This window comes from Solimonas soli DSM 21787 (assembly GCF_000474945.1).
Lineage (GTDB): Bacteria > Pseudomonadota > Gammaproteobacteria > Nevskiales > Nevskiaceae > Solimonas > Solimonas soli.
The window spans coordinates 175,319-200,946 of sequence record NZ_AXDW01000001.1 but is presented as its reverse complement, the minus strand read 5'-3'; the positions used below and the strand labels follow the sequence as shown (position 1 = coordinate 200,946).

The window sequence follows — 25,628 nt, the reverse complement described above, 5'->3', positions numbered from 1 at the left end:
CAGGCGACGACCTGCAGCAGAGGAGAAGTGCATGCAGCAGGGCCCGCAGTCCCCCGATCTGAGTTCCGGCCTCGAGCCGGCCCGCGAATACGCGCTGACCGGCGCCAGCGGCGTCGAGCGCTTCGCCGAAAACTTCATGATCGTGACCTATGATCCGAAGATCGACGTCGGCCTGTGGCTGCACCTGGGCACCTGGCCGGACGACTTCGGCATCTACGAGGACCAGGTCATCATCTCGCTGCCCGGCGACGAGGGGCAGCTGAGCATGTACGCCTATCGCCGGCCGGCCGCCGAGGAGCGCCCCGCCGGCGCCAATCTGCGGCTGCGCTGCGTCGAGCCGTTCAAGACCTGGACCGCGAGCTTCGACGGCCTGGTCACGCACAGCAGCGACGAGGAGATGCGCAGCGGCCGCCTGCGCGACGGCGCCAAGGAGCTCGCCCGCATCGAGCTCACCGCCACCATGCAGGCGCCGGTCTGGGACGCGCACCAGTCGGCCACCAGCCGCTACGGCGGCGGCAGCATGGAGGAGCAGGTCTGGGCCAGCTCGCATTACCAGCAGCTGTACACGGTGGAAGGCACGGTGACGCTGCGCGGCAAGACTCAGCCGTTCTCCGGCACCGGCATGCGCGACCATTCGCGCGGACGTCGCGGCCACGGCATGGACCAGTGGGGCGGGCACGTGCTGGCCACCGCCTGGTTCCCGCAGAGCCGCCGCGGCTTCGGCCTGCAGCGCATGTGGACGCCCGAGGGCCGCATCACGCTCGATACCGCCTTCGTGACCGTCGACGGCAAGCTGCATCACGCCGGCATCGTCGAGGCGCCGAAGCTGGAGCGCCTGCGCAATCGCGGCGAGCAGTTCACCGTCAAGCTGCAGTCCGATCTGGGCCTGCATGAATTGCGGTGCACCACCATCCGCACGCACTACGCCACGCCGCAGAAGCCGCTGGGCATGGCGTTCGGCGCGGACTTCGACGGACCCTACGGGATCTACGCGCCCGGCCATGGCCACTGGCTGTGGGACGGCGACGAGAGCTACGGCCTGATGGAGCGCTCGGCGCGCCTGCAGCGTGGCAGCGCATGAACGCCAGCCAGCGCGCCAAGTTCACGATCTACCTGCTGATCGCGGCGCTCGCGGCCGTGGGCACCTGGTCGCAGAACCTCGCCTATGGGCACCTGGGCATGCCCGGCATGCTGCACCAGCTGGTCGCCGACATGCTGCTCACGCCCGGAACGCGCTCCATCAGCATCGACGCCTTCATGCTGACCGCCGCGGTGCTGCTGTGGATGATCGGCGAGGGCCGCCGCCTGAACATGAAAAGCACCTGGTGGTACGTACTCGCCGGCATGACGATCACCATCAGCATCTTCGTGCCGCTGTTCCTGGCGCATCGCGAACGCCTGCGCGCGCGCATCGGCGACACGCGGCCGCAGGAGGCGCTGTCGGCGCCGGAATGGATCGGATTCGCGCTGCTGGCGTCGTTGTCGCTGCTGCTGCTGGGCGCGAGTTTCATGAGGCTGTAGCCGGCGCCGGCGGCGCCCGTGGAACACAGGCAAAAGACAAACAGCATGGAGGAGAACATGACCATGGCCGAAACCGCAGCAACGCAAGCCGAAACCCGCGGGCCGGGCATCCCGCTGCGCGGCCATGAGCGCGATCTTGCGGCCACTCAGCGACAGCTGCAGCCCTGGCTGTCGCACAGGCTCGCGGGCGGAGCACCCGTGACGATCACCGAACTGCGCGCGCCTTCGGGCAACGGCGTGGCCAACGAGACGCTGATGCTGGAGGCGCGCTGGTCCGAGCGTGGCGTGCAGCGCGACGGCCGCTACGTGCTGCGGCTCGACACCCCGGACGCGATGTACATGGATTTCCGCTTCGAGGACCACCCGCGCGCGCTGCAGGCGCTGGCCGGGCTGCCCGGCGTGCCGGTGCCCAAGGTCTATGGCTACGAGCCCGACGCCGGCATCATCGGGCGCGCGTTCTACCTCATGGAGCGCATCGACGGCCAGGTGCCGGCCGACGTGCCGCCGTACAACGCCACCGGCTTCCTGTTCGACGCCACGCCGCGTCAGCGCCACGCCATGTGGAGCGACGCGGTGCGCGTGATGAGCCGGATGCATCGCGTGGACCCGGCGCGCGTGGCCTTCCTCGATCGTCCGGAATACGGCGATTCGGGGCTCGAACAACTGGTGCGCTACTACATCGCCTCGTACCGCTGGGCCGCGCAGGGCCGCGAACAGGCGATCCTCGAAACCGCCGCGCAATGGCTGCTCGACCACCTGCCCAAGGATCATCCCGCGGCCTTCGCCTGGGGCGACGCGCGCATCGGCAACATGATCTTCCGCGACGACCGCTGCGTGGCCGTGCTGGACTGGGATCTCATGTCGCTGGGCGGCGCGGTGAGTGACCTGGCCTGGTGGCTGCTGCTCGATCACGCCAACAGCGTGGCCTTCGGCCTGCCGCGGCTGCCGGGCCTGGGCGATGCCGCCGAGACCATCGCGCTGTGGCAGGAAAGCAGCGGGCTGCCGGCGCGCGACCTCGACTACCTCATGGTGCTGGCGGCGTTCCGCATGACCGTCAACATCATGGGCCTGGCGCGGCTGCTCAAGCGCCAGGGGCGGCTTCCCGCCGACTCGCGCGAGCTGGAGGAAGACAACTTCGGCACGCACTACCTGGCGCAGATGCTGGGCCTGACGCCGCCGACGCCGTCGAAGTTCGTGTGGAGCGGCCTGCCGCGATAGGCCGCGCGAGCGAGCGCGGTGCTTCGGCCGCAAAGATGACGATATGTCAGCTAACGACAAGGGGTGGAGGACGCCAGGCATGGACCGTATCGAGGCGCTGTTCGCCATCGAGCAGATCAAGCAGCTGAAGGCGCGCTACTTCGAGTGCCTCGACGGCAAGCGGTGGAGCGAGTGGGGCGCGCTGTTCACCGAGGACGCCACCATGGACATCGCCGGTGACCAGCCCGGTGCCGGCAACGTCGTGAAGACCGCTGCGGCCATCACCGACACCGTGAGCCGCCTGCTCACGGGCGTGACCAGCGTGCACCACGGGCACATGCCGCGCATCGAGATCCTGTCGGCCGACAAGGCCACCGGCATCTGGGCCATGGAAGACCTGCTGGTGTGGGCGGCCGACGCGCCCAGGCAAGGCCCCTTCAGCCGGCTGCACGGCTACGGCCACTACCACGAAACCTATGCGCGCCGCGGCGAGCACTGGCGCATCGACAGCCTGAGGCTGACGCGGCTGCACCTGGAGCTGAGCTGATGGCGCCGAGGCCCCATGCCGTCATTCCCGCGCCGGCGGCCATCCGCTGCGCGCGACCCAACGAGTCGCAGCTGCGGCTATGGAATGCGGACCGCGGCCTTCGCGGGAATCACCAATTGCCAATTTGAACGATGCGCTGGCACAGCCGCCGGCAGGAGACTTCGATGAGCACCATCACCACCGGCCGCGCCGGCCGCGCGCCCGTCATCGCGGCCAGCCTGGCGCGTCAGGGCAGTTTCAACGGCACCGTCGCCTGGGCGGCGCTCGGCGCTTTCTTCATCGTGCTGCAGATCTACGTGTTCGGCGCCTGGATCGCCGATGGCGGCGCCAAGCCCATCGTGCCCGATCCGGCCGACGTGCCCGGCTACACGCGCATCGCCTGCCTGCTGTTCCAGGTCTTCGGCGTCGGCGCCTGCATCGCCGGCGCGGTCTACGTGACGCTGCGCTCCATCCGGGAAAAGCAGCTCACCTTCGACGCCATGCTGTTCATCGGCGGCGCGCTCGCCGGCTGGGCCGATCCGCTGGCCAACTTCATCCGCCCGCAGTTTTTCGGCAGCTCGGCCATGGTCAACCTGCAGAGCTGGGGGCCGTACATTCCGGGCTGGCTGGCGCCGCGCGCGGAGTTCTACGCCGAACCGATCCTGCTGACCGCGCCGTTCGGCTATTCGCAGGTATTCCTGTGGGTGCCGATCGTGGCCTGCCTGCTCATGCAGTGGGCGCGCCGGCGCTGGCCGGATGCAGGCGTGCTGCGCTACGTGGCCGTGGCCTGGCTGTTCTGTGGCATTTCGCTGCTGGTCGAGGAACTGGTCATGAACCGCCTGGGCGTGCAGGCCTATCCGGGCGCCGAACGCAGCCTCGCGATCTGGAGCGGCGAAACCTACCAGTACCCGGTCTACAACCCCATCGTCTGGGGCGCGGTGTGGGTCGCCACCGCGGCGCTGCGCTTCTTCCGCGACGATCGCGGCCGCAGCGTGGTCGAGCGCGGCGCCGACGCGCTGCAGGTGTCGGAGACCGCGCGCACCGGCCTGCGGCTGCTCGCGGTGGTGGGTTTCGTCAACGTGCTGCTGATCGGCTACGGCGTCGCGCTGGCGGCCATCAACCTCGAGAGTCCCAACGTGCAGACGCCCTCGGGCTACGCCAGCCACCTGCACAACCACATGTGCGGCGTGGGCACGCCCATGGCCTGCCCGGGGCCGGGCGTGCCGATCCCGATCCGCCACTCGCAGCTGCCGCCGCCGGGTTGAAGCCATGCCGGCGTCGTCCACCTCGCTGGTCACGCTGCTCGCGACCGCCGTCGCCGGCCAGCCGCTGACGGTCGTGGAAGCAGGTGACGGCGTGAGCTGCCTCGACGGTCCGGCGCTGCGCCTGGCCGCCGGGCTCACGCCGGACCAGCAGCTGCTCGCGGCGGCGCTGCATGCGGCGCTGATCGGCGCCGGCAGCCTGCAGCCCGATGCCTTGCGCGCCCTGCGCGGCAGCCGCACGGCCTGCCGCCGCTGGCTGCTGATCGAAGGCAGCCGCGCCGCGCGCGAGCTGGGGCCGCTGATCCCGCCGCGCATCGCCCGGGCGATCGATGCGCTGGGCCTGCCGGCCGCCGGCAGCGCCGCCGAGGCGTTGCAGCTGGCGCTGGGCCATCGGCCCCTGCCGGCCGCGCCGCAATGGCTGGGAACGCTGCGTCCGCGCCTCGCCGCCGCCACGCTGGCCAGCACGGTGGCCAGGACTTCGCGCCAGTTCGGCGACGCCGCGCAGCCGCCGCAGACCGACGACAGCGCGCAGGAGGCGGGCTCCACTTCGCAGCTGCAGGCGCTGCTGTCGCAGCTGGCGATGCGCGAGAACGCGCTCACGCGCATGCTCAGCCAGCTGTTCGGCCGCAAGCGCCATTCGCGCCTGGGCGCGGACGGCGAGGGCGGCGCGGCCGGCGACGGCCCCAGCAGCGGCCACGTGCCGCACATGCCCGGCAGCATCACGCGCGTGCGGGCGCCGGGCGCCGCGGGCGACGCCGACGCACTGGGCGGGCCCACGGTCGCGACCTGGCCGGAATGGGACGAGGTGCGGCGCCGCTACCGGCCGCAGTGGTGCTCGGTGGCGAACCTCGAAGCCAGCGCCGGCGAAGCCTGCATCCGCCACGACCTCGCGGTGCGCCGCGCGGTGGCGCAGCTGGGCCGCGAGCTGCGCCGCAGCCGCCGCCAGCCGCGGGGCATGGACCTGGACTATGACGCCGCCACGCAGGCGCTGATCGACCTGCGCAGCGGCCACAGGCCCGACGAGCGCATCGCGGTGGATCTGCTGCGGCGCGCGCGCGACCTCGGCGTGCTGATCCTGCTCGACATCTCCGGCTCGGTGCTGGAGCGCGCGGCCGACGGCCGCCGCGTGCACGACCACCAGCTCGACGCCGCGGCCGCGCTGCTCGATGCCTTCGACGCGCACGGCGACCGCGTGGGCCTGCAGGCCTTCCATTCGCGCGGCCGCGGGCAGGTGCATTTCCGCCGCATCAAGCGCTTCGACGAACCGGCCAGCCTCGACGTCGCGCGCCGACTGGGCGGCGTCGAGCCCGGCGCCTACACGCGCCTGGGCACGGCGATCCGCCACGGCGCCTGGATGCTGCGGCAGCAGGCCGGCGCGCGCCGGCTGCTGATCGTGATCAGCGACGGCTTCGCCTACGACGAGGCCTACGAAGGCCCCTACGCCGAGGCCGACGCCGCGCGCGCATTGCAGGAAGTGCGCGCCGCCGGCATCGGCGCGACCTGCATCACCCTGGGCAGCGCAACCGCCGATGAGGTGCTGACGCGCGTGTTCGGCGCCGCCTGCCACGCGGCGGCACCCGACTGGCGCTCGATGCGCGTTCTCGTAGGCCCGCTGCTGGTCAACGCGCTGCGGCTCACCCAAACCAAGCGGCAGCGCAGCAGCGGCACGCCATTGAACAAGGCAGCCTGATGTCCGTTTCCCTGCATCGTCCGCCGGAGTCCGCGTCGAGCGAAGTGCCGTACTACCTGCCGCAGGCGCACGAACAAACCGTGTTCGATGCCGCCGCGCAGCAGCGTCTCGCGGTGCTGCTCAAGGGCCCGACCGGCTGCGGCAAGACGCGCTTCGTCGAACACATGGCCGCGCGCCTGCAGCGGCCGCTGATCACCGTGGCCTGCCACGAGGACCTGTCGGCTTCCGATCTGGTCGGCCGCCATCTGCTCAGCGGCGGCGACACCGTGTGGTCCGACGGCCCCCTCACGCGCGCGATGCGCCAGGGCGCGATCTGCTATCTCGACGAGATCGTCGAGGCACGGCAGGACACCACCGTGGTGCTGCACTCGCTCAGCGATCATCGCCGGCAACTGCCGATCGACCGTCTCGGCATCACGCTCGAAGCCGCGCCCGGCTTCATGCTGGTGGTGTCGTACAACCCCGGCTACCAGTCGGTGCTCAAGGACATGAAGCCGTCGACGCGGCAGCGCTTCGTGGCCATCGAACTGGGCTATCCCGCGCGCGAACTCGAGCAGCGCATCGTCGCGCACGAGTCCGGCGTGGCCGCGGCCGACGCGGCCTGGCTGGTGACGCTGGGCCAGGCGATCCGCCGGCTGTCGGGCTCGGGCCTGCGCGAAGTGGCCTCGACGCGCGTGCTGGTCGCGGCGGCGCGGCTGCTGGCGGCCGGCGTGCCGCGCGACATCGCGGTGGACGCCGCGATCATTCAACCGCTGTCCGACGACGCCGAAATGGTCGCGTCGCTGCGCGCGCTGCTGGCGCAGTACCTGGCCTGATTCTTCAGCCAACACTTGAACCCGTAGAACCCCGTAACCGAGCAAGGAGCTTCACCATGGATCTGAGCAAGCTGCTGAGCCCCGCCAGCAAGGAAATACCGCCGCACGTGCCGGCCGAGCTGGTGCGCAGCCCGTATCCGATGAGCCTGGGCATGATCACCCAGGAAAACCCCTTCGAGACCGTGATCCCGAAGATGCAGGCGGAGTATCCGCCGGTGTTCTACGCGCGCGACGGCTATCCGGGCGGCTCCGCCGTGTGGGTGCTGCTGCGCCGCGCCGACCAGCAGGCCGTGTACATGGACACCGAGCACTTCTCGAGCAAGGACTTCGCGCCCTTCGCCAAGCTGCTCGGCGAGAACTGGAGCCAGATCCCGGCGGAAACCGATCCGCCGATGCACCAGCTCTACCGCAACATCATGAACCCGCTGTTCGCGCCGAAGAAAATGGCCGAACTCGAAGACCATGTGCGCCAGTTCGCCAAGGACGCGATCGACCAGTTCAAGCACAAGGGCGAGTGCGACTTTATGAAGGACCTCGCCTTCCAGTTCCCGATCCAGGTGTTCCTGGAGCTGATGGGCCTGCCGCTGGACGAGCTGGACAAGTTCATGGCCTGGGAGATGAAGCTGACGCATCCGAAGTCGATCGAGGAAATGGCCGAGGGCACGCGCCTGGTCAAGAACTTCCTGATCGAGACCATCGAAGACCGCCGCCGCAATCCCACCGGCGATTTCATCTCCTACGTGGTGCAGAGCGAGGTGCAGGGCCGCAAGCTGACCGACGACGAGATGGTCGGCTTCTGCTTCAACCTGTTCATCGGCGGGCTCGACACCGTGTCCACGCACATGGGCCTGCAGTTCCGTCACCTGGCCGAGCATCCCGAGCACCAGAACTTCCTGCGCGCCAATCCCGACCAGATCCCGGCGGCGCTGGAAGAATTCATGCGCGCCTACGGTGCGGTCACTACTTACCGCACCTGCATCAAGCCGGTGACGGTGGGCGGCGTGCAGATCATGCCGGGCGACAAGGTGTCGATGGTCACTTCGCTGGCCGGCCGCGATCCGCAGAGCTGGGACCATCCCAACGAAGTGAAGCTCGACCGCAACCCGCGCCACACCACCTTCGCCACCGGCCCGCATCGCTGCGTCGGCGCGCCGCTGGCACGCCGCGAGCTGATCTTCGCGATGGAGGAATTCCTCAAGGCGATCCCGGAATTCCGCATCAAGCCAGGCGCCACCATTACCACCTCGATCGGTCCGATCATTCAGCCGCTGAGCCTGCCGCTAGTGTGGAAGGTCTGAATCCACCGCCGGGTCGGCGGCGACGGCCGCGCAACGGAAGCGGGGCCGCGGCTCTGGCCGGCGAGCGGCCCCCGCGGCCGGCGGCTTGAGGCGCGCCCGCTACCACACCAGGGGCAGCGTCAGCGGCTGGATCACCGGCCCAATGGTGCTCTCGATGCGCGCGCCGGGCCGGATGCGGAACGGTGGCAGCGTCTTCAGCATTTCTTCCATCGCGATCACCAGCTCGCGGCGTGCCAGCGGCGCGCCGAGGCAGCGGTGCGGCCCGCTGGCGAAGCTGAGATGCCGCGGCTTGCGGTCCAGCCGTACTTCGTGCGGCGCCTCGAAGGCCTGCGGATCGCGATTGCCCAGCGCGGTCACCAGCGCTACCTTGTCGCCCGGCAGCAGGTCGACGCCGTGCAGCGTGATCGGCTTGATGCAGGTGCGGAAGGTGGTGACGGCGGCGTAGGCGCGCAGCAGTTCCTCCACGGCCGCGGGAATGCGTTCGGGATGCGCGCGCAGCTCGGCCTGGTGCTCGGGATGCTCGGCCAGGTGGCGGAAATGCCAGCCCATGTTGGTGGCCACGGTGTCGAGGCCGCCGATGAACAGGTTGAAGCAGAAGCCCAGCATTTCGTCGTCGTCGAGCTTGCGCCCGTCGACTTCGGCGCGCAGGGCGTGGCTGATCAGATCGGGCCCGGAAGGGTCGCGCTTGCGCTGCTCGATCACGCCCAGCAGGTAGTGCTTGACCCGGCGCGTGCCGTCGGCAAGCTCTTCCATGGAATGGGGGCGGATCAGCTTGCTCTCCCATTCGAGGAAGGTGTCGACCTGGTCCAGCGGCAGCCCGGCCAGCTCCAGGAACACGCGGATCGGAAACTTCATGGCCATCTCTTCCATGAAGTCGCACTCGCCGCGGTCCTTGAACTGCGCAATGTAGTGACGCGCGCAGTCACGCACATGCGCTTCCATCGCGGCGATGCGCACCGGCGTGAACAGCGGGTTGAGCATCACGCGGTAGCGGCCGTGCATCGGCGGATCGGTTTCGGCCGGAATCTGGCTCCAGCTGTCGCCGACGGACTTGGCATGCGGCGCGAAGTCCTTGCTGGAGAAGTGCTCGGTGTCCTGGTAGATGGCGGTCATGTCGGCCAGTGTGCGGAACACCCACATCGGCCGGTTGAACGGATAGCCGTCGAGGCTGTAGTACACCTCGGGCCCCGCGGCCAGTGCCGGCACCAGGGTTTCATAAGGGTGATCGAAGCTGGTCAGGCCGATGCGCAAGGGGTGCTCGTGCACCTGCTCGGGCCGCACGTTGGGCGGCAGCGGGGCCATTGCGGCGGGCTGCGAGAAGTCGTTCATGGCTATGGTCCTCGGATACGCAGGCTCAGGCGCGCAGCTCGTCGTCGCCGTAGAGATAGCGGTGCAGCACGCGGTGCAGATGCGAAACCTGCACTTCCTGCACGGGGTTGGTCCGCAGTCCCTTGAGGCCCAGCGAATGCAGGCCGCGCTGCACGAACTCCATGTTGCGCAGGTCCTGCACCAGCAGCCCGGGAATCTCGTGCTCGCGCGCCTTCCAGTCGGGGTAGAACTCGCGCTGCAGCCTGGGCACTTCCTGCGGCGCCAGGCGCAGGATCGACCAGGCGTCGAAGATGCAGCTGTCCGGGTCGCTGCCATTGGGCCGCGCGCGGAACACCAAGCAGCCGTCGAAGGCGAACACCAGGCCCATGTTGGGGAACACGGTCCAGTCCACGCCGGCCGCCATCGTCTGCTCCGGCGTCAGCCTGGGCCATTGCACGCCCTGCGCATGCGCGGCTTCGAGCATGAAGCCGATGGCGGCCATCATCACCTCCTGCGGCGGCGTGCCTTCCGGCACCTCGGTGAGCACGCGCTGCGCCGCGGCAGCGCTGCGCGCCGTGACCTGGCCCTTGCCCTCCGCATCACCCACCCAGTCGCGGAAGGCGGCGAGCACGCCGGCCACGCCGGCGCGCAGGTCGGCAGGCACCGGCAGCGTGGTGTGATGCGAGGGCGCGCCCATCGGCCGCTGGAACAGGTACACATGCTTGGAGTGCTGGCCCTCGGCGTAGCTCTTGTTGAGCTCGTCGACCACCGGCAGGTATTGCGGGTGCACGCTGGCGACGTGATAGCTCTCCTGGAAGGCCTCGATCGCGGTCTTCCAGTTGGCCTTCAGCAGCAGCGTCTTGTACCAGCCGAAGCGGTACTCCTCGAAGCCCAGGGGGTCCAGCGCGCGGCGCACCGGCGCGATGAAATCGTCGAAGGCTTCGCCGTCCGCATCCAGGTTGATGAAGACGAAGCCGCCCCAGCGGCCGAGCCGCACTTCGGCCAGGCGCAGGTCGCGGTCCGCCATGTCGCTGCAGCCGTTCCAGTCCTCGCGGTCCTGCACGCGCAGCAGCTCGCCCCGCAGCGTCCATTGCCAGCCGTGAAAGGCGCAGTGCAGCTTGTTGACGCTGCCGCAGCCTTGCATCAGCTGACGGCCGCGGTGCGGGCAGACGTTGTGGTAGGCCTTGATCGCCGTCTCCGACACGCGGATGACGATGATCGACTGGTCGAGAATCTCGTAGGTGACGAAATTGCCGACCTGCGCAATCTCCTCCTCGCGGCAGGCCATCTGCCAGACGCGTGGCCACAGGCGCTCGCGCTCCAGCTGCGCGATGGCCGGCGAGGTGTTGTCCTCCTGCGGGACGAAGTCCGCGCGCACCTGCCGATGCGGCGGCAGGGCCGGCTCGGGCCGGGTGAAGTCGTTCATGTCGATCTCCTCCGGTGAGCCGGCTCAGTTCCAGCGGCCGTCGAGCAGGTTCTTCAGGTTGCTGCTCATCACCTGCTGCTGCTCCTGCGCGCTGAGATCGGCGATGTCCTTGAGGAAATCCATGGGATTGGCGAGACCTTCCGGATGCGGCCAGTCGCTGCCGAACAGCACGCGGTCGGCACCCATCAGGTCCACCACCTTGCGCACCGAGTCCTCGTAGAACGGCGCGATGTAGATGTGCCGGCGGAAGGCCTCCACCGGGTCCTGCCTGAAGGCCTTGGGCATCTTGTGGAAGGTGCTCTCCAGGCGGCCGAGCAGCGGCGCCAGCCAGGCCGAGCCGTTCTCCAGCGAGGCCACGCGCACGCCGGGATGACGGTCGAACACGCCGTGGCAGATCAGCGCCGACAGCGCGTCCTGGATCGGCCGCCCCAGGGCGATGTCCAGCACTTCCTTGAACGCATCCTTCTCGAACGGGCGGTATTCGCCGGCCGCGCCTTCGGTCCACCAGCGGTAGATCTGGTCGTAGCCGGTATCGGAGGTGTGCATCACCACCAGGATCTTGCCTTCGGCCACGCGCGCCCAGAACGGGTCGAATTCCGCAAAGCCGAAGGAGCGTCCGCCGTGCGGGCCGGGCACCGGCGCGGGACGCACCAGCACCACGCGCGCGCCGGCCTTCATCACGAAGTCGAGTTCGCGCAGTGCGTTGTCGAGGTTGGAAAGATTGATCGCCGCCGCCGGAAACTGGCGGCCGTTGCCGAAGCCGTATTCGTCGGCCACCCACTGGTTGAGCGAGTGGAACAGCGCGGCGACCGCGTCGGTCTTGTGGCCGATGTGGCCTTCGATCACCGAAGCCAGCGTCGGCAGCACGATCGCCGCCTGCACACCCTGGCGGTCGAGTTCCTGCAGATGCGCCTTGCCCTCGTGGAAGGCCGCAGCGGAAGGCACCGGCTTGCCGCCGAACTCGCGGAACGACAGGCCCTGCGGGTTCTCGCCGCGATACCAATTCTCATGCGAGCCCGGCGCCGCCACCACCTCGAAGCCCGGATTCGGAATGTAGTCCGACAACATGCCGCCGATGGCGAGCTTGGTGCGGCCGTTGACGGTGACGTACTGGAACTCCTTGCGGAACTCCTTCGGCAGATGGCGCAGAAACGCGTCCGGCGTTTCGTAGTAGTGCTGATCGGCGTCGTAAATGGGGTAGGCGGCTGTCGTCATGTCTCGCTCCGGCGCTGTGGGAATGTGGTCGCAGCATGCGACCGGAGCGCTGCCACCGCCTTGACCGCCGTCGTTGCGGCGCGGCTTCAAAAACTGATAATCTGCCAGTTAATTGCGCCCGCCAGTCCGGCCCTGGCCGCTATTGTCTGAACGCCGACGCCGACGCCGACAGCTTCAGCGCGGAATACGAAACATCATCCTCGGCCCTCGCTTGCCTGAGACGGAAGTCCGGGATCGCCTGAGCAATGGCTCCATCGCGAAGATCGGCTCGCGCCGGGCGCGTGGCGCGCCGACGCAGCGATGCGGGCCGGTGGCGAAGCTGGGCGACGCCTCAGCCGCGCTTGTCCGCGGCCTGCGCGCGCAGGTAGCGTTCGAGTATCACCTTGCCCGACTCCGAGACGATCGGCTCGAAGGTCATGCGGATGGCGTCGGGCATCGACACCGGATACTGCGTGCCGTACAGCGACAGCAAGCCGGGGCCGTAGGCGCTCACCGCGAAGATGCTGTAGCGCAGGGTTTCCTCGGGCAAGGGACGCAGGGAACCTTCTGCGAGTGCGCCGCGGATGCAGCGATACGCCGTCTCGTCGGTTTCCCGCTGCGCTTCGGTCATCTGCCGTGCCAGCACCGGCTGCAGGATTTCAGCCTGTTTGCTGATCGCGCCCAGGATCGCGCGCGTGGTCGGCCGGGACAGCGCCTCGATGCGCGCCCTGGTGAATTCGAGCAGCGCGTCCAGGCCTTGGCGTTCGTGCAGCGTGTCCAGCTGCGGCAGGCACTCGGCGAGCCGCTGCCGCACGGCCGCGGCGAACAGCTGCTCCTTGCTGCCGAAGACGTCGTAGAGGGTGGTGGTGGAGCAATGCGCCAGCCTGGCAATGGTGATGACCGAAACTTCGGCAAAGGGATGTTCGACGAACAGCAGGCTGGCGATCTCCAGCACCCGCTGCAGGGTTTCCGACTTCTTGTTGCTCATTGGACAATGCCGCGCCATTCATGCGGCGGTCTCGCCGGCGCGACGCGCAGTCGCGAGATAACCACAGCGCCGCGGCCCCTGGCGCAGCCCACGCCCGAAAACGCCGGAGAACGCCTATTACATTTCTTCGCGTGACGGCCCACGTCGCATCCCTCTATGCTTTTTGCGATTCGGGGCGCCGCTGTCGCCACCGGACGCTCGATATCGATAAGCGCGGCGATCGATGCCGCCATGCAGGTGCCTGCGACGACGGGTGCCGGAGGATCTCATGCCGCAGCCGAGATGCTAGCAGCCGCGCGCCAGGCCGATCGCGCCGGCAGGTGCAAAACTGGCGGAACGTCAGCTAGCATGATGGCCTGACCGCTTGCACCCGGCGCGGATTTCGGCCGCGCCATCGTTGTGGGCGCCCGCGCCGACGGCCACGCGTCCGCGACACCCGACAACCTGTTGATCAGCCAGTGGCAGAACCATGCAGCCCGATCCCTCCAGCAGCATTCCGTCCCATGTCCCGCCCGAACTCGCGCGTCCCTTCGCGCTGACGCCGCGCGCCGTGAGCTACGTCGATCCCTTCGCCGAGCTCGTGCCCAGGATTCACGAAGGGCCGGCGGTGTTCTGGGGCACGGACGTGTTTCCGGGCGCCGCGGGCGGTGGCTGGGTGATCCGCCGCAACGAAGACCTCAAGCGCGTCTACGACAACACCACTGAAGTGATGAAGCGCGGCAACACGCAGTTCGCGGCGATGATCGGCGAGAGCTGGGACATCATTCCCACCGAACTCGATCCGCCCACCCACAGCGCGTTCCGCACCGCGCTCAATCCGCTCTACACGCCCAAGAAGATGGCGGAGCTGGAGCAGAAGGTGCGCGAGCGTTCGCAGAGCCTGATCGCGCGCATCAAGGATCGCGACGGCTGCGACTTCATCAAGGACTACGCGATCCCGTTCCCGGTATCGATCTTCCTCGACCTCATGGGACTGCCGCAGGAGCGCATGCAGGAATTTCTCGACTGGGAGAACGCGCTGGTCCACGCGCCCACCTGGGAAGTGCGCGGCCGCGCGGTGAGGCTGGCCAAGGACATGCTCTACCAGGCCGTCGACGCGCGCATCGCCGATCCGGCCGACGACCTCATCAGCCAGGTGCTCAAGCTCAGGGTCGACGGCCGCCCGTGGTCGCGCGAGGAAGTGTTCGGACACTGCTTCAACCTGTTCCTGGGCGGGCTCGACACGGTGACCGCCAACCTCGGCCTGCACTTCTATCACCTGGCGCGTCACCCCGAGCTGCAGCGAGAGCTGCGCGAGGACCCGTCGAAAATCGAGAACGCGCTGCAGGAGCTGCTGCGCGCCTATGCGGCCGTGACCACCTTCCGCCTGTGCAAGCAGGACTTCACGCTGCACGGCGTCACCATCAAGGCGGGCGATCGCATCGCCATGTCGACGCCGCTGGGCTCCAACGACCCCGAGGCCTTCCCGAATCCGCAGACCATCGACATCGAGCGCCGGCCGGTGCACCTGACCTTCGGCTTCGGCCTGCACCGCTGCCTGGGCGCGCATCTGGCGCGGCGCGAGCTGGACGTGTCGCTGCGCGAGATGCTCAAGTCGATCCCGGAGTTTCGCATCGAGGAAGGTTTCAAGGTGCCGTTCATGCTCAGCAACGTGATCCACGTCAACGAGCTGCCGCTGGTATGGAATCGCCGCGCATGAGCACCGTGCCTGTCGCCGCGACCTATCTTGCCGGAGACGGTGCCCGCGGCGTGGAGATCGGCAGCGTGCTCATCGCGCTCGCCCTGCTGGTGGGATATGGCATCGAGGCGCGCCGGCGCGGCACGCTGAGCATCCCGGCGCTGTGCGCCATCGCCGGCCTGGGCATCTTCTGGCAGGAGTTCTACGCCGACTGGGGTGCCTACCTGCTGTGGAGCCCGAGCTTCCACATGATGCCCTGGAAGTCGACGCTATGGACCACGCCCGACAAGCCCTGGTTCGTGATCTTCTCGTACCCGGTGTTCATGTGGTCGGCGTTCGCGGCGATGCTGTGGCTCACGCGCGCCGCCACCCGCAGGTTTCCGTCCGCGCCGCCGCTGCTGGTCTGCCTGCTCACCGCGGGGCCGGCGCTGTTCGCCATCAACCTCGCCTTCGAGGCGGTTTCGGTGGCCTACGCAGGCCAGTGGTCCTACGTCGACGTGATCGGCCCGGCGCTGAGCACGGCCAAGGGCCAGCAGCCGGTCCTGTATCCGGGCATTCCGTTCGGGCTGTTCGGCGGCGTCACCTGCTACCTGATCCTGCAGCAGGACAGTGCCGGCCGTCCGCGCTTCGAGCGCCTGCTGCGCCCCGACCGTTTTCCACCCGGCTGGAAGCGCGAGGCGCTGCGTGCGCTGAGCTGGCTGCTGGTCTGGAACGCCAGCTACTGGCTGCTGCTGTGCACGCCGGTGATCGCGATCCGCGAGCTCTTCGGCCAGGCCAGCGCCCTGGTTCCCTGAAGCACGCCGCCGATCCGTGCCCATGCCAAGCGCCCACGCCAGCCTGCGCAAGGACCTCGCCCATGGCCAGGCATCCTCGCCGCTGCGTCATGGCCCGCGTTCGCGGCCATGGGGCGCCTCGTACAACGCGGCGCGCGCAAGTCGAGCGCGCGCCGCTTCCGCGGCTGCTTCCAATTCGACAGCGAGCGCCTGAGCCATCCACCGGCCTTCGCATACCCTTTGCAGCAATCGGCACACCCTTCAGGAGCAAAAAATGACGCAGGTATCCGCGGTACGCCAGCAACGCTGCGGCGTGATCGGCATGGGCATGATCGGGGCGGGCGTGGCCGCCTGCCTGGTGCGCAAGGGCAGGGAAGTGAGCGGCTACGACGTGCGTCCCGCGGCCGTGGCCGCGGTCGAAGGCGTCAAGGCCTGCGCTTCGCCCGCCGAAGTGGCGAGCCGCTCCGACGTCATCATCGTGTCGGTGGTCAATGCCGAGCAGGCCGAGACGGTGATCTTCGGCGACAAGGGCATTTCAAGCTCGGCGCGGCCGGAGCTGGTGGTGGCGCTGATGAGCACCATCCGCGTGACTATCGTGCGCGAGTTCGCACAGCGCGCGGCCGAGAGCGGCTTCAAGCTCATCGACGTGGCGATCACCACGGGCGGCGGCTCGGTGGCCAACGGCGGCTCGGCGCTCATGGCCGGCGGCGATGCCGAGACCGTCGAGTCGGTGCGCGGCGTGATGGAAGACTTCGCCGTGCTGTTCTCGCACATGGGCCCGATCGGCGCGGGCATGGCGGCCAAGGTCGCGCGCAACATCATGCATTACGCCGCCACGCTGGGCGCCTACGAAGGCGGCCTGCTGGCCGAGGCCGCCGGTGTCGACATCGGCAAGCTCATCGAAGTGATCCGCAAGAGCGACCCGCACAACATCATGAGCACGCTGCTGCTGGAAAAGCGTGGCACCAAGCCGCTGCAGGGCCTGCCCGAAGCCGCCATGGAGCAGTTCCGCGGCTGGGCCAACCTGCTCTACAAGGATCTCGACGCCGGCATCGACCTGGCCGACAGTCTCGGCGTCGAAGTCCCCGGCGCGCGGCTGTCGATGGAGCGCGGCGACCTGATCTATGGCCTGCCGCCGGGTACCACGCCGCATGGTCCCAAGCTCGACGAGGACCCGAAGCTGCGCGGCCTGCAGATGATGGACCAGGTCTACGGCAAGGGCACCGTGCCGATGCCGCCGGCCTCGATGGAACTGCCGCCCTACGTCGACGCCACGGTGCGCTGGCTGTTCGGCGACGTCTGGTCGCGGCCCGGGCTGTCGATCCGCGACCGTCGCATGCTGGTGATCGGCGCCACCGCGCAGATGAACCGCGCCGACCTCATCGAGATCCAGGTCACCGGCGCCCTCAAGAACAAGGAACTCACCGAGGAGCAGTGCCAGGAGATGGTGCTGCAGCTGGCCTTCTATTGCGGCTGGGGCAACGCCACCGCCGTGCACAACGGCGTCACCGCCGCGCTCAAGAAGTACAAGGAGTCCAAGGCAACCAAGTAGCAGCCCGGGCGAAGCCGCTACGCGCAGAGTTCGTCTGCGCGCGGCAGGCCGGCCTGTTCCGCGCGCTGCGCGATGCCGGTGTCCGCGTAGAACGCGTAGCGCTGCGCCAGCCCGCTCGCATCGAGTCCGAAGAACGCCGGGTCGACCTTGTGCGCGCCCTGCGGGTTGGCGTTCTGCCAGGCGCGCAGGCGCGCATCGAAGGCCTCGTCCATCCGCCAGCCGAGCCAGTCGTAGAGCTTGCGGATCTGCTCCAGCGGGTCGGCGGTCTGTCGGCGATGCGAAACGTCGAAGAACCGCGCTTCGCCCACGCGCGCACGAAAGTCCAGCGCGCGCTGCAGTGCCAGCGCCCACTGCTGTGCCTGCGCGCGGCCGAAGGCCTGCGGCTGCGGGTTGTCGACGAAGGCGCAGCGGATCTGGTGCATGAGCGAGCACAGCGAGGGCAGGGCCTTGGCCGGATCGCGATGCGTCATCACGAACTGCGCGTCGGGGTAGACCGAATCCAGCGCGTCGATAGCGAACAGGTGCACGGGCGCGCGCAGGAACCAGCGCCGCGGCCCGCTCTGCCATTGCAGCAGCTTGAGCACGCGGCGGTGATAGCGGTAAGCCGGCCGCATGTCGAAGCCGTCGCCGATCACCCACTGCACGTAGCCCGGCACGTGCATGAAGGCCTCCAGTGCCGAGGTGGAGAACGACAGCTGCAGCAGCGTGTAGCACTCCTGCGGGCCTTCCACGCCGCGCGGCAGCATGTTGCGCAGCTGCGGCACGAGCGCTTCGAAAGCGTCGGCCGCGGCCTGCGCGGCGGCGATGCGGGGATCGGCTTCGCTTCCGGAAGCGCCGGGCTGCGGGCAGGGACGGCCCGATTCCCATTCGCGCAGCACGCGCGTTGCCGGGTCCAGCGACAGCATGTAGCCCAGCGCGGTGCTGCCGGTGCGCGGCAGGCCGATGCCGAACAGCGGCGCCACGATCTGCTCGTCCTCGATCTCCGGATGCCGTGCGTAGCAGTCCTCGATTTCGAGGCGGTTGACCAGCGAGGCGATCAGCATCTCCGGAACCGCGACGCGGCCCACCTGCGAGAGCTGGCTCTCGGCGTTGATCGACTCCACCAGCCGCCGCAGCGGCAGCAGGAAAGCCTCGTCGCCGAAGTCGCGCAGGCCGCTGCGCGCGCGCGCCTGGTCGAGCAGCTGGCCGGCCTCGATGGTCATCGCCTCAGCCCGCGCCATGGAAGGTTTGCAGCAGCCGCCGCAGGCCGTCGTCGAAGCGCACCGTGCAAGGCCCGGTGATGGAGCGCCGACGGGTGATGTCGGCGACGTTGCCACGCGGCGCGCCCGGCACTTCGTTGACGATCAGCCGGGCCTCCACGCCCAGCTGCTGCGCGGCCGAGGTGCACCAGTGCTGCGCGGTGATCACCTCGTCGCCGGCCCAGTTGGTGACCAGCGGCGGCACGCCGGCCGAGCCCAGCAGGGCCTCGACCTGCGCGCACAGGTCGTCGACGTGGATGGGGCTGTGCGGGTTGGGGTCGAACGGCAGCGGCACGTTCTGGCCCGCCTGCATCGCGCGGATGTGCAGCGAGGGCAGATGGCCGGCGCGGCCATAGACGGTGTTGAGGCGCACGATGGTCGTGGGCAGATCGAAGGCTCGCGCGCAGAAGCGCGCCACGGCTTCCTCCGCGATCTTGGACACCGGGCTGCTGGGTGACCACGTGGCCCAGGCGCGGCCCAGCAGGCCGTCCTCGTCGTGCGCGTGGTAGGGATCGTCGTGCGGCGAATACACCGCGGCCGACGACACCACCAGCGCGGCCCTGGCCTTGCGGCAGTGCTGCAGCAGAAAGCCCGTGCCTTCGCCGTTGGTGCGGAAGGCCTGGTCGAACTGTCCCGGCCCCTGCGGCACGCGCGCGAACGCGAAATGCAGCACGTAGTGGAAATCGTCCGGCACGCCGGAAAGCTCGCCGCTGCCCAGGTCGGCGCTGCAGCTGCGCACGCCCAGCGCCTCCAGCCGCGCGCGGTCGGCCGGGTTGCCGAAGCGCGCCAGCGCCCACACCTCGTTGTCGCGCGCGAGGCTTTCGGTGATGGGCGAGGCCACGCTGCCGGCCGCGCCCGTGATCAGGATCTTGTTGCCGGAGAGCATGCGGAGATACCCCTGTTGTTCGACGAAGCAGTGCCGGGGACCGGAAGGCGAGGACCGTTCGCTCGGTCGTGATGGGCTCTGCGCCTGGACATCGCGATTCCGTAGAGGCGCGTCGCGCTTTGTCGCATCAGCCCGCGAGCAGCGCGGCCACCGATCCGCCATCGATGCGCAGGTCTGTGCCGGTGACGTAGCTCGCCGCCGGGCTGGCCAGCCATTGCACGGCCGCGGCGATATCCTCGGCGGTGCCGATGCGCCTCAGCGGGCAGGCGGCGAGCACCGCGGCCACGTCGGCATTGGATTGCTCGAGCCGGCCCATGGGCGTGGCGACGAGTCCCGGACTCACCGACACCACGCGCGCGCCGCGCGCGGCCCAGGGCAGGGCCGCCGCCTGCACGCGCAGCTGCGTGCCGCGCTTGGCCAGGCAATAGGCCAGCTGCGGCGCGTCGTGGTGCAGGCCCGCGACCGTGTCCAGCAGCTGCGCGGCCGGCACGCTGGCCAGTGCGCGTTCCAGCTCCGCCGCCAGCGGCAGGTAGGAAGCGGCCATGCTCGCGATCACCACGGCCGCGCTGCCGGCGCGCGCGACTTCGACGAAGGCATCGAGCACCAGCGCCGTGCCCAGCAGGTCGACTTCGTAGATGCGCCTGCTGTCCGCCATGAGCGGCGACACGCCGGCAGTGAGCACGAGGGTGTGCAGCGATCCGCAGTCGCGCGCGGCCCGCGCCAGCGTCGCGACCGAATCGCGGTCGGAAACATCCATCACGCTCGTCCGCACGTCGAAGCCGTCGGCGCCGAGCTCGTCGGCGGCCGATTGCAGGCGCGCGGTGTCGCAGTCGGCCAGCAGCAGGCGATGGCCCGCGCCCAGCCGGCGCGCGCAGGCCAGGCCCATGCCGCCCACGCCGATGATGACGACCAGCTCCATGCGCCGGCTTTTAGAACATGCTCTGGACGAAACCGCCGTCGCAGAGAATGGTCTCGCCGGTGGTATAGCCCGCGCGCTGCGAGCACAGGTACACCGCGAGGCTGGCTTCTTCCTCGGGCTTGCCGTAGCGGCCCATGGGAATCATGCTCAAAAAGGCCTGGCTCCAGGCCTCCTCGCTCATGCCCAGGTCGGCCGCGCGATCCTTGAAGAAGCCGGCGCGCTGCTCGGTGTCGATCACGCCCGTGGCGACGGTGTTGATGGTGATGCCGAAGGGCGCGAGTTCCGAGGCCAGCGTCTTCTGCAGGCCCACCGCGGCGATGCGCACCGTGTTGGTCAGCGCGTAGCTGAAGTTCAGCGTCGAGCGCACCGGCTGCTTCACGGCGCCCGAGCCGATCAGCACCACGCGGCCCCAGCGCTGCTGCTTCATGTGCGGAATCACGGTGCGCACGAAGCGCGAGAACGTGAGCACGCTCAGGTGAAAGGCCTCGGCGAAGTCTTCTTCCCGCAGATCGTGGAACGAGCCCGACTTGGGGCCGTCGATGCTCTGGATCGCGATGTCGGGCGCGCCGAAGGCCTGCTCGGAGGCGTGCAGTACCTTGGCGTAGTTGTCGAGCTGCAGCAGGTCGGTGGCGATGCCGACCGCCTGTCCGCCTTCGGCGCGGATGAGGTCCACCACCTCGTCGATGTTCTTCTGCGTGCGCGCCGCGATCACCAGCTTGCAGCCGTTGCGCGCGAGTTCCAGCGCCGCGGCGCGGCCGATGCCCTTGCTTCCGCCGGCGACGACGGCGACCTTGCCTGCGATACCCAGATCCATGTGTCCTCCTTATGCGATACGCCCGCATGCATGCGGGTCTGATGGCCCCTCTCGAAAACTGACTATCCATCATCTAATGGATTGATGCAATGCGGGCTTGTCAGTTTTCGATGCAGCTTGCAGTGCGGAAACGATCATCCGAAGCGCGTCCGCGCTGGAACCGGCGCGCCGGGCGCCGGCGCTCCCGCGGCGCGTTCAACCGGGCGCGCTGCTCTCCAGCAGCAGCTTGCCGAGTTCGGCCGCGGCGGTCGCCGGGTCATTGCCCGGATGCGCGCGCGCCGCGCACAGGTCGAGCCAGTAGCGCGTGAAACGATGCGCCGAGAACACGCTCTTGGCGCCGATGTGTGGCATCAGCCCGTCGACCAGCGCGGTGCAGCGGCGCACCACCGAGTTCAGCACCACGCGGTGCTGCCAGGCCTCGGCAGGTGCCATCGCCGCGCCGGATGCGGCGCAGTCCATCAGCCGCGCAACGCTGCGGCGCAGCGAAGCGTCGAGTTCGTCGACCTCGCTGCGCGCCTTGGCGGCCGCCTGCAGCGCCGCCGGGTCGAGCTTGCTCGGCCCGGGCGGCCCCGCGAGCTTGGCGCGCGCGGTCTCCATGAACGCGGCGATCGCGCCGCGCGCGCCGCCGATTCCCAGGCCGGCGACCGACGAGCCGAAGATGAACAGCCAGGGCATGCGGAACAAGGCTTCTTCGTGGATCGACTGCTTGCTGCCCGGCAGCAGGCCTTGGCCCGGCGACCAGCTGCGATACTCGGGCACGAAGGCCTCGGCGAGCTTGAGGTCGTTGCTGCCGGTGCCGCGCAGGCCGAAGGTGTGCCAGGTGTCGACGATCTGGTAATCGCTGCGCGGCACCAGGAAGACCCGCATTTCGGGCTTGCCTTCGGCCGAGGCCGGCGGAACGATGCCGCCGATCAGCGCCCATTGCGCATGCGCGCTGCCGCTGGAATACGGCCATTGCCCGCTCAGGCGGAAGCCGCCGTCGGCGCGCGTGACCTTGCCCGCGGGCATGAACGAGGACGACAGCAGCGCGCTGTCGTCCTCGCCCCAGACGTCGCGCTGTGCACGCTCGTCGAACAGCGCCAGCATGAAGCTCTGCACGCTGAGCACGCCGAACACCCAGGCCGTCGACAGGCATTGTTCGGCGAGGATGTTGGCGATGTCGATCATCTGCTGCAGGTGCGCCGCGTGGCCGCCCCAGCGCGCGGGCTGCAGCAGGCGCAGCAGGCCGGCCTCGCGCAGCGCGGCGATGGTCTCGTCGGGAATCAGCCGCTCGCGGTCGGCCTGCGCGGCGCGCGCGGGCAGCTGCGCGGCGATGCGTTGCGCGGCCTCGCGCAGTGCAGCCGTGGCAAGGCCGGGGTGGGAAGTGCTTTCTGCCATGACGCGATCTCCTGGGACTACGGCCTCCTGGTTCCCGTGCATGGGACGCGGAAGCGACTGGTAAGTGCCGCTGCGTGGCGAGCGGGTGGAGGCCAGAAACTAACGAACTATTAGTTCGGTGCCAAGGGCAGGCCGGCGCGATCCACGCCCGCTTCGAGGCGCTGGCGGTCTGCGACGTCGGCGACGATGGCGCGCAGCTGCATGTTGCCCGGGCCCTGCGCGAGTCCCTGCACGACCATGTAGTGCCACGAGCGGCCAGGCCGTGGCCGGCGTCACCAGAAGGAGGAGCAGATCGGTGATCGCCCGCGGGGGATCACGGGTGAACCGGACGGATCAGAGCAAGGTGCCGCGCACGGCCGCTTCGATTTCCGCGTGGCTGTAGAGGAAGGCCGCTTCCAGGTGCTTGGCGAACGGCACCGGCGCGTCCTTGGACGCCACGCGAGCGATGGGCGCCTTGAGTTCGCGGAACAGTGACTCGTAGATGCGCGAGGCCACTTCGGCGCCCACGCCGAACGACTTCACCGCCTCGTGCACGATCACCACGCGGCCGGTCTTGCGCACCGAGCCGAGGATGGTGTCCATGTCGAGCGGCGACACCGTGCGCAGGTCGACGATCTCGCAGTCGATGCCGTCGCCGGCGAGCTTCTGCGCCACCACGGGCAGGTCCATCATCGAGCGGCTGTAGCCGATCAGGGTGACGTCCCTGCCGGGCCGCGCGATGCGCGCCTTGCCCAGCGCGATGGCCTTGCCGCGCTCGGGCGGCTCGCCGGGCGTCCAGTAGCTGAGCAGGTGCTCCACGAAGAGCACCGGGTCGGGGTCGCGGATCGCGCCCAGCATCAAGCCATAGGCATCGGCCGCGTTCGACGGCATCACCACCTTGATGCCGGGCGTGTGGCAGAACCAGGCTTCGAGGAAATCGGAATGCTGGCCGCCGGTCTGGAAGCCCGAGCCGGTCATGGTGCGGATCACCATCGGCACGCTGGTCTGGCCGCCCGACATGAAGCGCAATTTGGCCGCGTGATTGGTGATGGGGTCCATGCACACGGCCAGGAAGTTCATGAGCATGATCTCGATCACCGGCCGCATGCCGGTGATGGCCGCGCCCACCGCGGCGCCCGTGAAGGCCATCTCCGAGATCGGCGTCGAGCGCACGCGGCTGCCGTACTTGGTCGACAGGCCCTGCGTGACTTTCATCAGGCCGCCGCCCTCGGGGTCGGCCACTTCCTCGCCGAACACGATCACCTGGTCGTCCGCGGCCATGGCATCGTCGAGCGCCCAGTTGAGGGCCTGCACGATCGTCGCCTTGTCGGCCTTGCTGGTCTGGATGGTCATGGCGCTCCTCAGGCGGCGTGGTCGGCGAACACGTCGCGGGTGACTTCGGCGACATCGGTCAGCGGGCTGTCGAATGCGAACTGCATCGCGGCATCGACTTCGGCCTTGATCGCAGCGTCGATCGCATCGAGTTCGCCGGCGTTTGCGTGGCCATTGTCGGCAAGCCATCGGCGATAGCGCGGGTAGGGGTCCGCGGCCACCGCGGCCGCGTACTCGGGCTTGGGAATGTAGTCGCCCGAGTCGCCGATCAGGTGGCCGTTGAAGCGGAAGGTCATGGCTTCGATGAGCGTGGGTCCGCCGCCCGAGCGCGCGCGTTCGATGGCCTCCTGTGCCGCGGCGTAGACCGCGAGCGGATCGTTGCCGTCGACGTGCAGGCCCGGCATGCCATAGCTGGCCGCGCGGTCGGCGATGCGTTCGATCGACGTGCCCGTGGCCAGCGCGGTGTGCTCGGCATAGCGATTGTTCTGGCAGACGAAGACCAGCGGCAGCTTCCACACCGACGCGAGGTTCATCGATTCGTGGAAGGCGCCGATGTTGCTGGCGCCGTCGCCGAAGTTGGTCACGGTGACGCGGCCATCGCCGCGCAGCTGCGCCGACAGCGCCAGGCCGCAGCCGATGGGCATGCCCGCGCCGACGATGCCGGTGGTGACCATGCAGCCCGACTCGGGATGCGTCACGTGCATCGGTCCGCCCTTGCCCTTGCAGGTGCCGGTGCTGCGGCCCGCAAACTCCGCCCAGATCAGCCGGGGCGGGACGCCCTTGGCGATCATGTCGTGCACGCCGCGGTAGATGGTGACGAGGTAATCGTCGTCGCGCAGCAGCACGCTGATCGCCGCGGGAATGCATTCCTGCCCGCGTGCGGAGTAGTAGGGCATGCTCAGCCGGCCGGCCAGCATGGTGCTGATGAAGCGTTCGTCGTTGTGCTTGATCGCGGACATCTTGCGATAAATGGCGAGCAGGGTGCGGCTGTCGGGCGCTGCATTCATTCGTCAGGCTCTCCCCATATGAGGCGCTATCCTGCGCCCCTGGGTTTTTTGGTATTCGAATAACTGAAACGAGATGATAGCAGACAAAACGGCAGTGTCTGTATGGTTGCGTTAGTCAGCGTAATGCAATAGCATCGTGACACACATCGAGGGCGTCGCGGCGGCATGCGGCAGCCACTCGGTACGGAGCACCGGCCGCAGCGCCGGCTCCGATCAGAACGAGAGATGCCGACGTGCGAGGAGAAAGCGATGTTGTCTTCCAGGCGATTCGCGCGGCAGCGCGATACATGAAAAATCCACGATAGCGATCCGCCGCTCGCCCAAGGGGCTGCAGCGGTGTTCGCCATGCGCGCGATGAGTCTTACGCATCGGCGATACACGCGGCTGGTCGCGGGAAGAAGTCACAGGGGAGAGAATCCGATGGCCAAGGTCTTATATGTCGTCTTCACCCGACCCGCGGAAGGGCAAGAGCCGGACTACAACCGCTGGTACGACGAGCAGCATCTGGGTGACGTGCTCAAAGTGCCCGGCTTCGTCGCCGCACAACGCTTCCAGGTAGTCGGCGACAACGCGATGCCGGCTCCGTACCTGGCGATCTACGAGGTGGAAACCGAGGACCCGGAAGGCATCCGCGCGCGCCTCGAGGCGCTCGCCGGCAGCGCCGCCATGCCCGTATCTCCGGCCATGGACATGGAGCGCGTGGCGGCGTCGGTATTCCGGCCCATCACCGAACGCCGCATCGCCTGAGCCGGCGTCGGCGCCCCGCGCGACGCTGGCCGCCCCGGTGCCGCTGCGTCGAGCGTGCCTGCTCCAGCCGGCTGTCATTCGCCATCCGTGACAGGAAATCC

24 protein-coding genes are annotated in these 25,628 nt (G+C 68.8%); 12 read left to right on the top strand and 12 right to left on the bottom strand.

Features of this window, described 5'->3' with window-relative positions; genetic code table 11:
- Positions 1 to 31 precede the first annotated feature (31 nt).
- From K344_RS23760 to K344_RS0100905, 8 genes are all read left to right on the top strand, one after another.
- Positions 32 to 1,081 carry a DUF7064 domain-containing protein gene (locus tag K344_RS23760; RefSeq protein ID WP_051361740.1) on the top strand — a complete coding sequence of 350 codons (1,050 nt, stop codon included), beginning with the start codon at positions 32 to 34 and terminating at the stop codon, positions 1,079 to 1,081.
- A complete protein-coding gene (locus K344_RS19515; protein ID WP_043113431.1) occupies positions 1,078 to 1,521 on the top strand; it encodes a DUF2834 domain-containing protein in 444 nt (147 codons plus the stop codon). The genes K344_RS23760 and K344_RS19515 overlap by 4 nt, the downstream gene beginning before the upstream one ends.
- A 198-nt stretch (positions 1,522 to 1,719) precedes the next feature.
- Positions 1,720 to 2,739, top strand: a complete 1,020-nt coding sequence (locus tag K344_RS0100930) for a phosphotransferase family protein (protein ID WP_169729221.1) — start codon at positions 1,720 to 1,722, stop codon at positions 2,737 to 2,739.
- Between the two features lie 79 nt (positions 2,740 to 2,818).
- Positions 2,819 to 3,265: a nuclear transport factor 2 family protein gene (locus K344_RS0100925; protein WP_028079099.1), complete on the top strand. Its 447-nt coding sequence runs from the start codon at positions 2,819 to 2,821 to the stop codon at positions 3,263 to 3,265.
- 164 nt (positions 3,266 to 3,429) lie between these two features.
- Positions 3,430 to 4,509 (top strand): spirocyclase AveC family protein, encoded by a 1,080-nt coding sequence (locus tag K344_RS19510; protein WP_157622701.1) that lies wholly within the window; start codon positions 3,430 to 3,432, stop codon positions 4,507 to 4,509.
- Between the two features lie 4 nt (positions 4,510 to 4,513).
- Complete coding sequence (locus K344_RS0100915; RefSeq protein WP_028079098.1) at positions 4,514 to 6,196, top strand: nitric oxide reductase activation protein NorD; 1,683 nt, start codon at positions 4,514 to 4,516, stop codon at positions 6,194 to 6,196.
- Positions 6,196 to 7,011, top strand: coding sequence for a CbbQ/NirQ/NorQ/GpvN family protein (locus tag K344_RS0100910; RefSeq protein WP_028079097.1), 816 nt, complete (start codon positions 6,196 to 6,198; stop codon positions 7,009 to 7,011). Before K344_RS0100915 ends, K344_RS0100910 begins: the two co-directional genes overlap by 1 nt.
- A gap of 56 nt (positions 7,012 to 7,067) precedes the next feature.
- Positions 7,068 to 8,309: a cytochrome P450 gene (locus K344_RS0100905; protein WP_211234441.1), complete on the top strand. Its 1,242-nt coding sequence runs from the start codon at positions 7,068 to 7,070 to the stop codon at positions 8,307 to 8,309.
- A 99-nt stretch (positions 8,310 to 8,408) separates the two neighbouring features.
- Here the strand turns inward: K344_RS0100905 and K344_RS0100900 are convergent, their stop codons facing one another.
- The 4 genes from K344_RS0100900 to K344_RS0100885 form a co-directional block, all read right to left on the bottom strand.
- Entirely contained in the window at positions 8,409 to 9,638 is a 1,230-nt protein-coding gene (locus tag K344_RS0100900; protein WP_028079095.1) for a cytochrome P450, read from the bottom strand.
- Between the two features lie 25 nt (positions 9,639 to 9,663).
- Entirely contained in the window at positions 9,664 to 11,043 is a 1,380-nt protein-coding gene (locus tag K344_RS0100895; protein ID WP_028079094.1) for an aromatic ring-hydroxylating oxygenase subunit alpha, read from the bottom strand.
- Positions 11,044 to 11,067: 24 nt separating this feature from the next.
- The gene (locus K344_RS0100890; RefSeq protein WP_028079093.1) at positions 11,068 to 12,258 is read right to left on the bottom strand and encodes an amidohydrolase family protein; all 1,191 of its coding nucleotides are present in this window, start codon (positions 12,256 to 12,258) and stop codon (positions 11,068 to 11,070) included.
- A gap of 331 nt (positions 12,259 to 12,589) precedes the next feature.
- Positions 12,590 to 13,225, bottom strand: coding sequence for a TetR/AcrR family transcriptional regulator (locus K344_RS0100885; protein WP_028079092.1), 636 nt, complete (start codon positions 13,223 to 13,225; stop codon positions 12,590 to 12,592).
- 469 nt (positions 13,226 to 13,694) lie between these two features.
- On the opposite strand from K344_RS0100885, the gene K344_RS0100880 reads away from it, so the two are divergent.
- The 3 genes from K344_RS0100880 to K344_RS0100870 all read left to right on the top strand — a co-directional run bounded on the left by K344_RS0100880 (position 13,695) and on the right by K344_RS0100870 (position 17,228).
- A complete protein-coding gene (locus tag K344_RS0100880) occupies positions 13,695 to 14,924 on the top strand; it encodes a cytochrome P450 (RefSeq protein ID WP_028079091.1) in 1,230 nt (409 codons plus the stop codon).
- Positions 14,921 to 15,697 carry a spirocyclase AveC family protein gene (locus K344_RS0100875; protein ID WP_157622700.1) on the top strand — a complete coding sequence of 259 codons (777 nt, stop codon included), beginning with the start codon at positions 14,921 to 14,923 and terminating at the stop codon, positions 15,695 to 15,697. Before K344_RS0100880 ends, K344_RS0100875 begins: the two co-directional genes overlap by 4 nt.
- Before the next feature lie 196 nt (positions 15,698 to 15,893).
- The gene (locus K344_RS0100870; RefSeq protein ID WP_281169420.1) at positions 15,894 to 17,228 is read left to right on the top strand and encodes an NAD(P)-binding domain-containing protein; all 1,335 of its coding nucleotides are present in this window, start codon (positions 15,894 to 15,896) and stop codon (positions 17,226 to 17,228) included.
- A gap of 17 nt (positions 17,229 to 17,245) precedes the next feature.
- Here the strand turns inward: K344_RS0100870 and K344_RS19505 are convergent, their stop codons facing one another.
- The 8 genes from K344_RS19505 to K344_RS0100830 all read right to left on the bottom strand — a co-directional run bounded on the left by K344_RS19505 (position 17,246) and on the right by K344_RS0100830 (position 24,780).
- Entirely contained in the window at positions 17,246 to 18,430 is a 1,185-nt protein-coding gene (locus tag K344_RS19505) for a sulfotransferase family protein (protein WP_169729220.1), read from the bottom strand.
- Positions 18,431 to 18,434: 4 nt separating this feature from the next.
- A complete protein-coding gene (locus K344_RS0100860) occupies positions 18,435 to 19,352 on the bottom strand; it encodes an NAD-dependent epimerase/dehydratase family protein (RefSeq protein WP_028079088.1) in 918 nt (305 codons plus the stop codon).
- A 127-nt stretch (positions 19,353 to 19,479) separates the two neighbouring features.
- The gene (locus K344_RS0100855; RefSeq protein ID WP_028079087.1) at positions 19,480 to 20,271 is read right to left on the bottom strand and encodes an SDR family oxidoreductase; all 792 of its coding nucleotides are present in this window, start codon (positions 20,269 to 20,271) and stop codon (positions 19,480 to 19,482) included.
- A gap of 10 nt (positions 20,272 to 20,281) precedes the next feature.
- Complete coding sequence (locus K344_RS0100850; RefSeq protein ID WP_028079086.1) at positions 20,282 to 21,085, bottom strand: SDR family oxidoreductase; 804 nt, start codon at positions 21,083 to 21,085, stop codon at positions 20,282 to 20,284.
- Between the two features lie 195 nt (positions 21,086 to 21,280).
- The gene (locus K344_RS0100845) at positions 21,281 to 22,462 is read right to left on the bottom strand and encodes an acyl-CoA dehydrogenase family protein (protein ID WP_028079085.1); all 1,182 of its coding nucleotides are present in this window, start codon (positions 22,460 to 22,462) and stop codon (positions 21,281 to 21,283) included.
- 110 nt (positions 22,463 to 22,572) lie between these two features.
- Positions 22,573 to 22,701, bottom strand: a complete 129-nt coding sequence (locus K344_RS24745) for a hypothetical protein (RefSeq protein ID WP_281169415.1) — start codon at positions 22,699 to 22,701, stop codon at positions 22,573 to 22,575.
- 94 nt (positions 22,702 to 22,795) lie between these two features.
- Entirely contained in the window at positions 22,796 to 23,794 is a 999-nt protein-coding gene (locus tag K344_RS0100835) for an alpha-ketoacid dehydrogenase subunit beta (protein WP_043113428.1), read from the bottom strand.
- 8 nt (positions 23,795 to 23,802) lie between these two features.
- Positions 23,803 to 24,780 (bottom strand): thiamine pyrophosphate-dependent dehydrogenase E1 component subunit alpha, encoded by a 978-nt coding sequence (locus K344_RS0100830; protein ID WP_028079083.1) that lies wholly within the window; start codon positions 24,778 to 24,780, stop codon positions 23,803 to 23,805.
- Positions 24,781 to 25,200: 420 nt separating this feature from the next.
- On the opposite strand from K344_RS0100830, the gene K344_RS19500 reads away from it, so the two are divergent.
- Positions 25,201 to 25,527 (top strand): DUF4286 family protein, encoded by a 327-nt coding sequence (locus K344_RS19500; protein WP_051361736.1) that lies wholly within the window; start codon positions 25,201 to 25,203, stop codon positions 25,525 to 25,527.
- Positions 25,528 to 25,628 lie beyond the last annotated feature (101 nt).

Bases quoted from the DNA above. Each gene is read 5' to 3' on its own strand.
- K344_RS23760 (WP_051361740.1), top strand. From the start codon at position 32: ATGCAGCAGGGCCCGCAGTCCCCCGATCTGAGTTCCGGCCTCGAGCCG.
- K344_RS19515 (WP_043113431.1), top strand. From the start codon at position 1,078: ATGAACGCCAGCCAGCGCGCCAAGTTCACGATCTACCTGCTGATCGCG.
- K344_RS0100925 (WP_028079099.1), top strand. From the start codon at position 2,819: ATGGACCGTATCGAGGCGCTGTTCGCCATCGAGCAGATCAAGCAGCTG.
- K344_RS19510 (WP_157622701.1), top strand. From the start codon at position 3,430: ATGAGCACCATCACCACCGGCCGCGCCGGCCGCGCGCCCGTCATCGCG.
- K344_RS0100915 (WP_028079098.1), top strand. From the start codon at position 4,514: ATGCCGGCGTCGTCCACCTCGCTGGTCACGCTGCTCGCGACCGCCGTC.
- K344_RS0100910 (WP_028079097.1), top strand. From the start codon at position 6,196: ATGTCCGTTTCCCTGCATCGTCCGCCGGAGTCCGCGTCGAGCGAAGTG.
- K344_RS0100905 (WP_211234441.1), top strand. From the start codon at position 7,068: ATGGATCTGAGCAAGCTGCTGAGCCCCGCCAGCAAGGAAATACCGCCG.
- K344_RS0100900 (WP_028079095.1), bottom strand. From the start codon at position 9,638: ATGAACGACTTCTCGCAGCCCGCCGCAATGGCCCCGCTGCCGCCCAAC.
- K344_RS0100895 (WP_028079094.1), bottom strand. From the start codon at position 11,043: ATGAACGACTTCACCCGGCCCGAGCCGGCCCTGCCGCCGCATCGGCAG.
- K344_RS0100890 (WP_028079093.1), bottom strand. From the start codon at position 12,258: ATGACGACAGCCGCCTACCCCATTTACGACGCCGATCAGCACTACTAC.
- K344_RS0100885 (WP_028079092.1), bottom strand. From the start codon at position 13,225: ATGAGCAACAAGAAGTCGGAAACCCTGCAGCGGGTGCTGGAGATCGCC.
- K344_RS0100880 (WP_028079091.1), top strand. From the start codon at position 13,695: ATGCAGCCCGATCCCTCCAGCAGCATTCCGTCCCATGTCCCGCCCGAA.
- K344_RS0100875 (WP_157622700.1), top strand. From the start codon at position 14,921: ATGAGCACCGTGCCTGTCGCCGCGACCTATCTTGCCGGAGACGGTGCC.
- K344_RS19505 (WP_169729220.1), bottom strand. From the start codon at position 18,430: ATGACCATCGAGGCCGGCCAGCTGCTCGACCAGGCGCGCGCGCGCAGC.
- K344_RS0100860 (WP_028079088.1), bottom strand. From the start codon at position 19,352: ATGCTCTCCGGCAACAAGATCCTGATCACGGGCGCGGCCGGCAGCGTG.
- K344_RS0100855 (WP_028079087.1), bottom strand. From the start codon at position 20,271: ATGGAGCTGGTCGTCATCATCGGCGTGGGCGGCATGGGCCTGGCCTGC.
- K344_RS0100850 (WP_028079086.1), bottom strand. From the start codon at position 21,085: ATGGATCTGGGTATCGCAGGCAAGGTCGCCGTCGTCGCCGGCGGAAGC.
- K344_RS0100845 (WP_028079085.1), bottom strand. From the start codon at position 22,462: ATGGCAGAAAGCACTTCCCACCCCGGCCTTGCCACGGCTGCACTGCGC.
- K344_RS24745 (WP_281169415.1), bottom strand. From the start codon at position 22,701: ATGGTCGTGCAGGGACTCGCGCAGGGCCCGGGCAACATGCAGCTGCGC.
- K344_RS0100835 (WP_043113428.1), bottom strand. From the start codon at position 23,794: ATGACCATCCAGACCAGCAAGGCCGACAAGGCGACGATCGTGCAGGCC.
- K344_RS0100830 (WP_028079083.1), bottom strand. From the start codon at position 24,780: ATGAATGCAGCGCCCGACAGCCGCACCCTGCTCGCCATTTATCGCAAG.
- K344_RS19500 (WP_051361736.1), top strand. From the start codon at position 25,201: ATGGCCAAGGTCTTATATGTCGTCTTCACCCGACCCGCGGAAGGGCAA.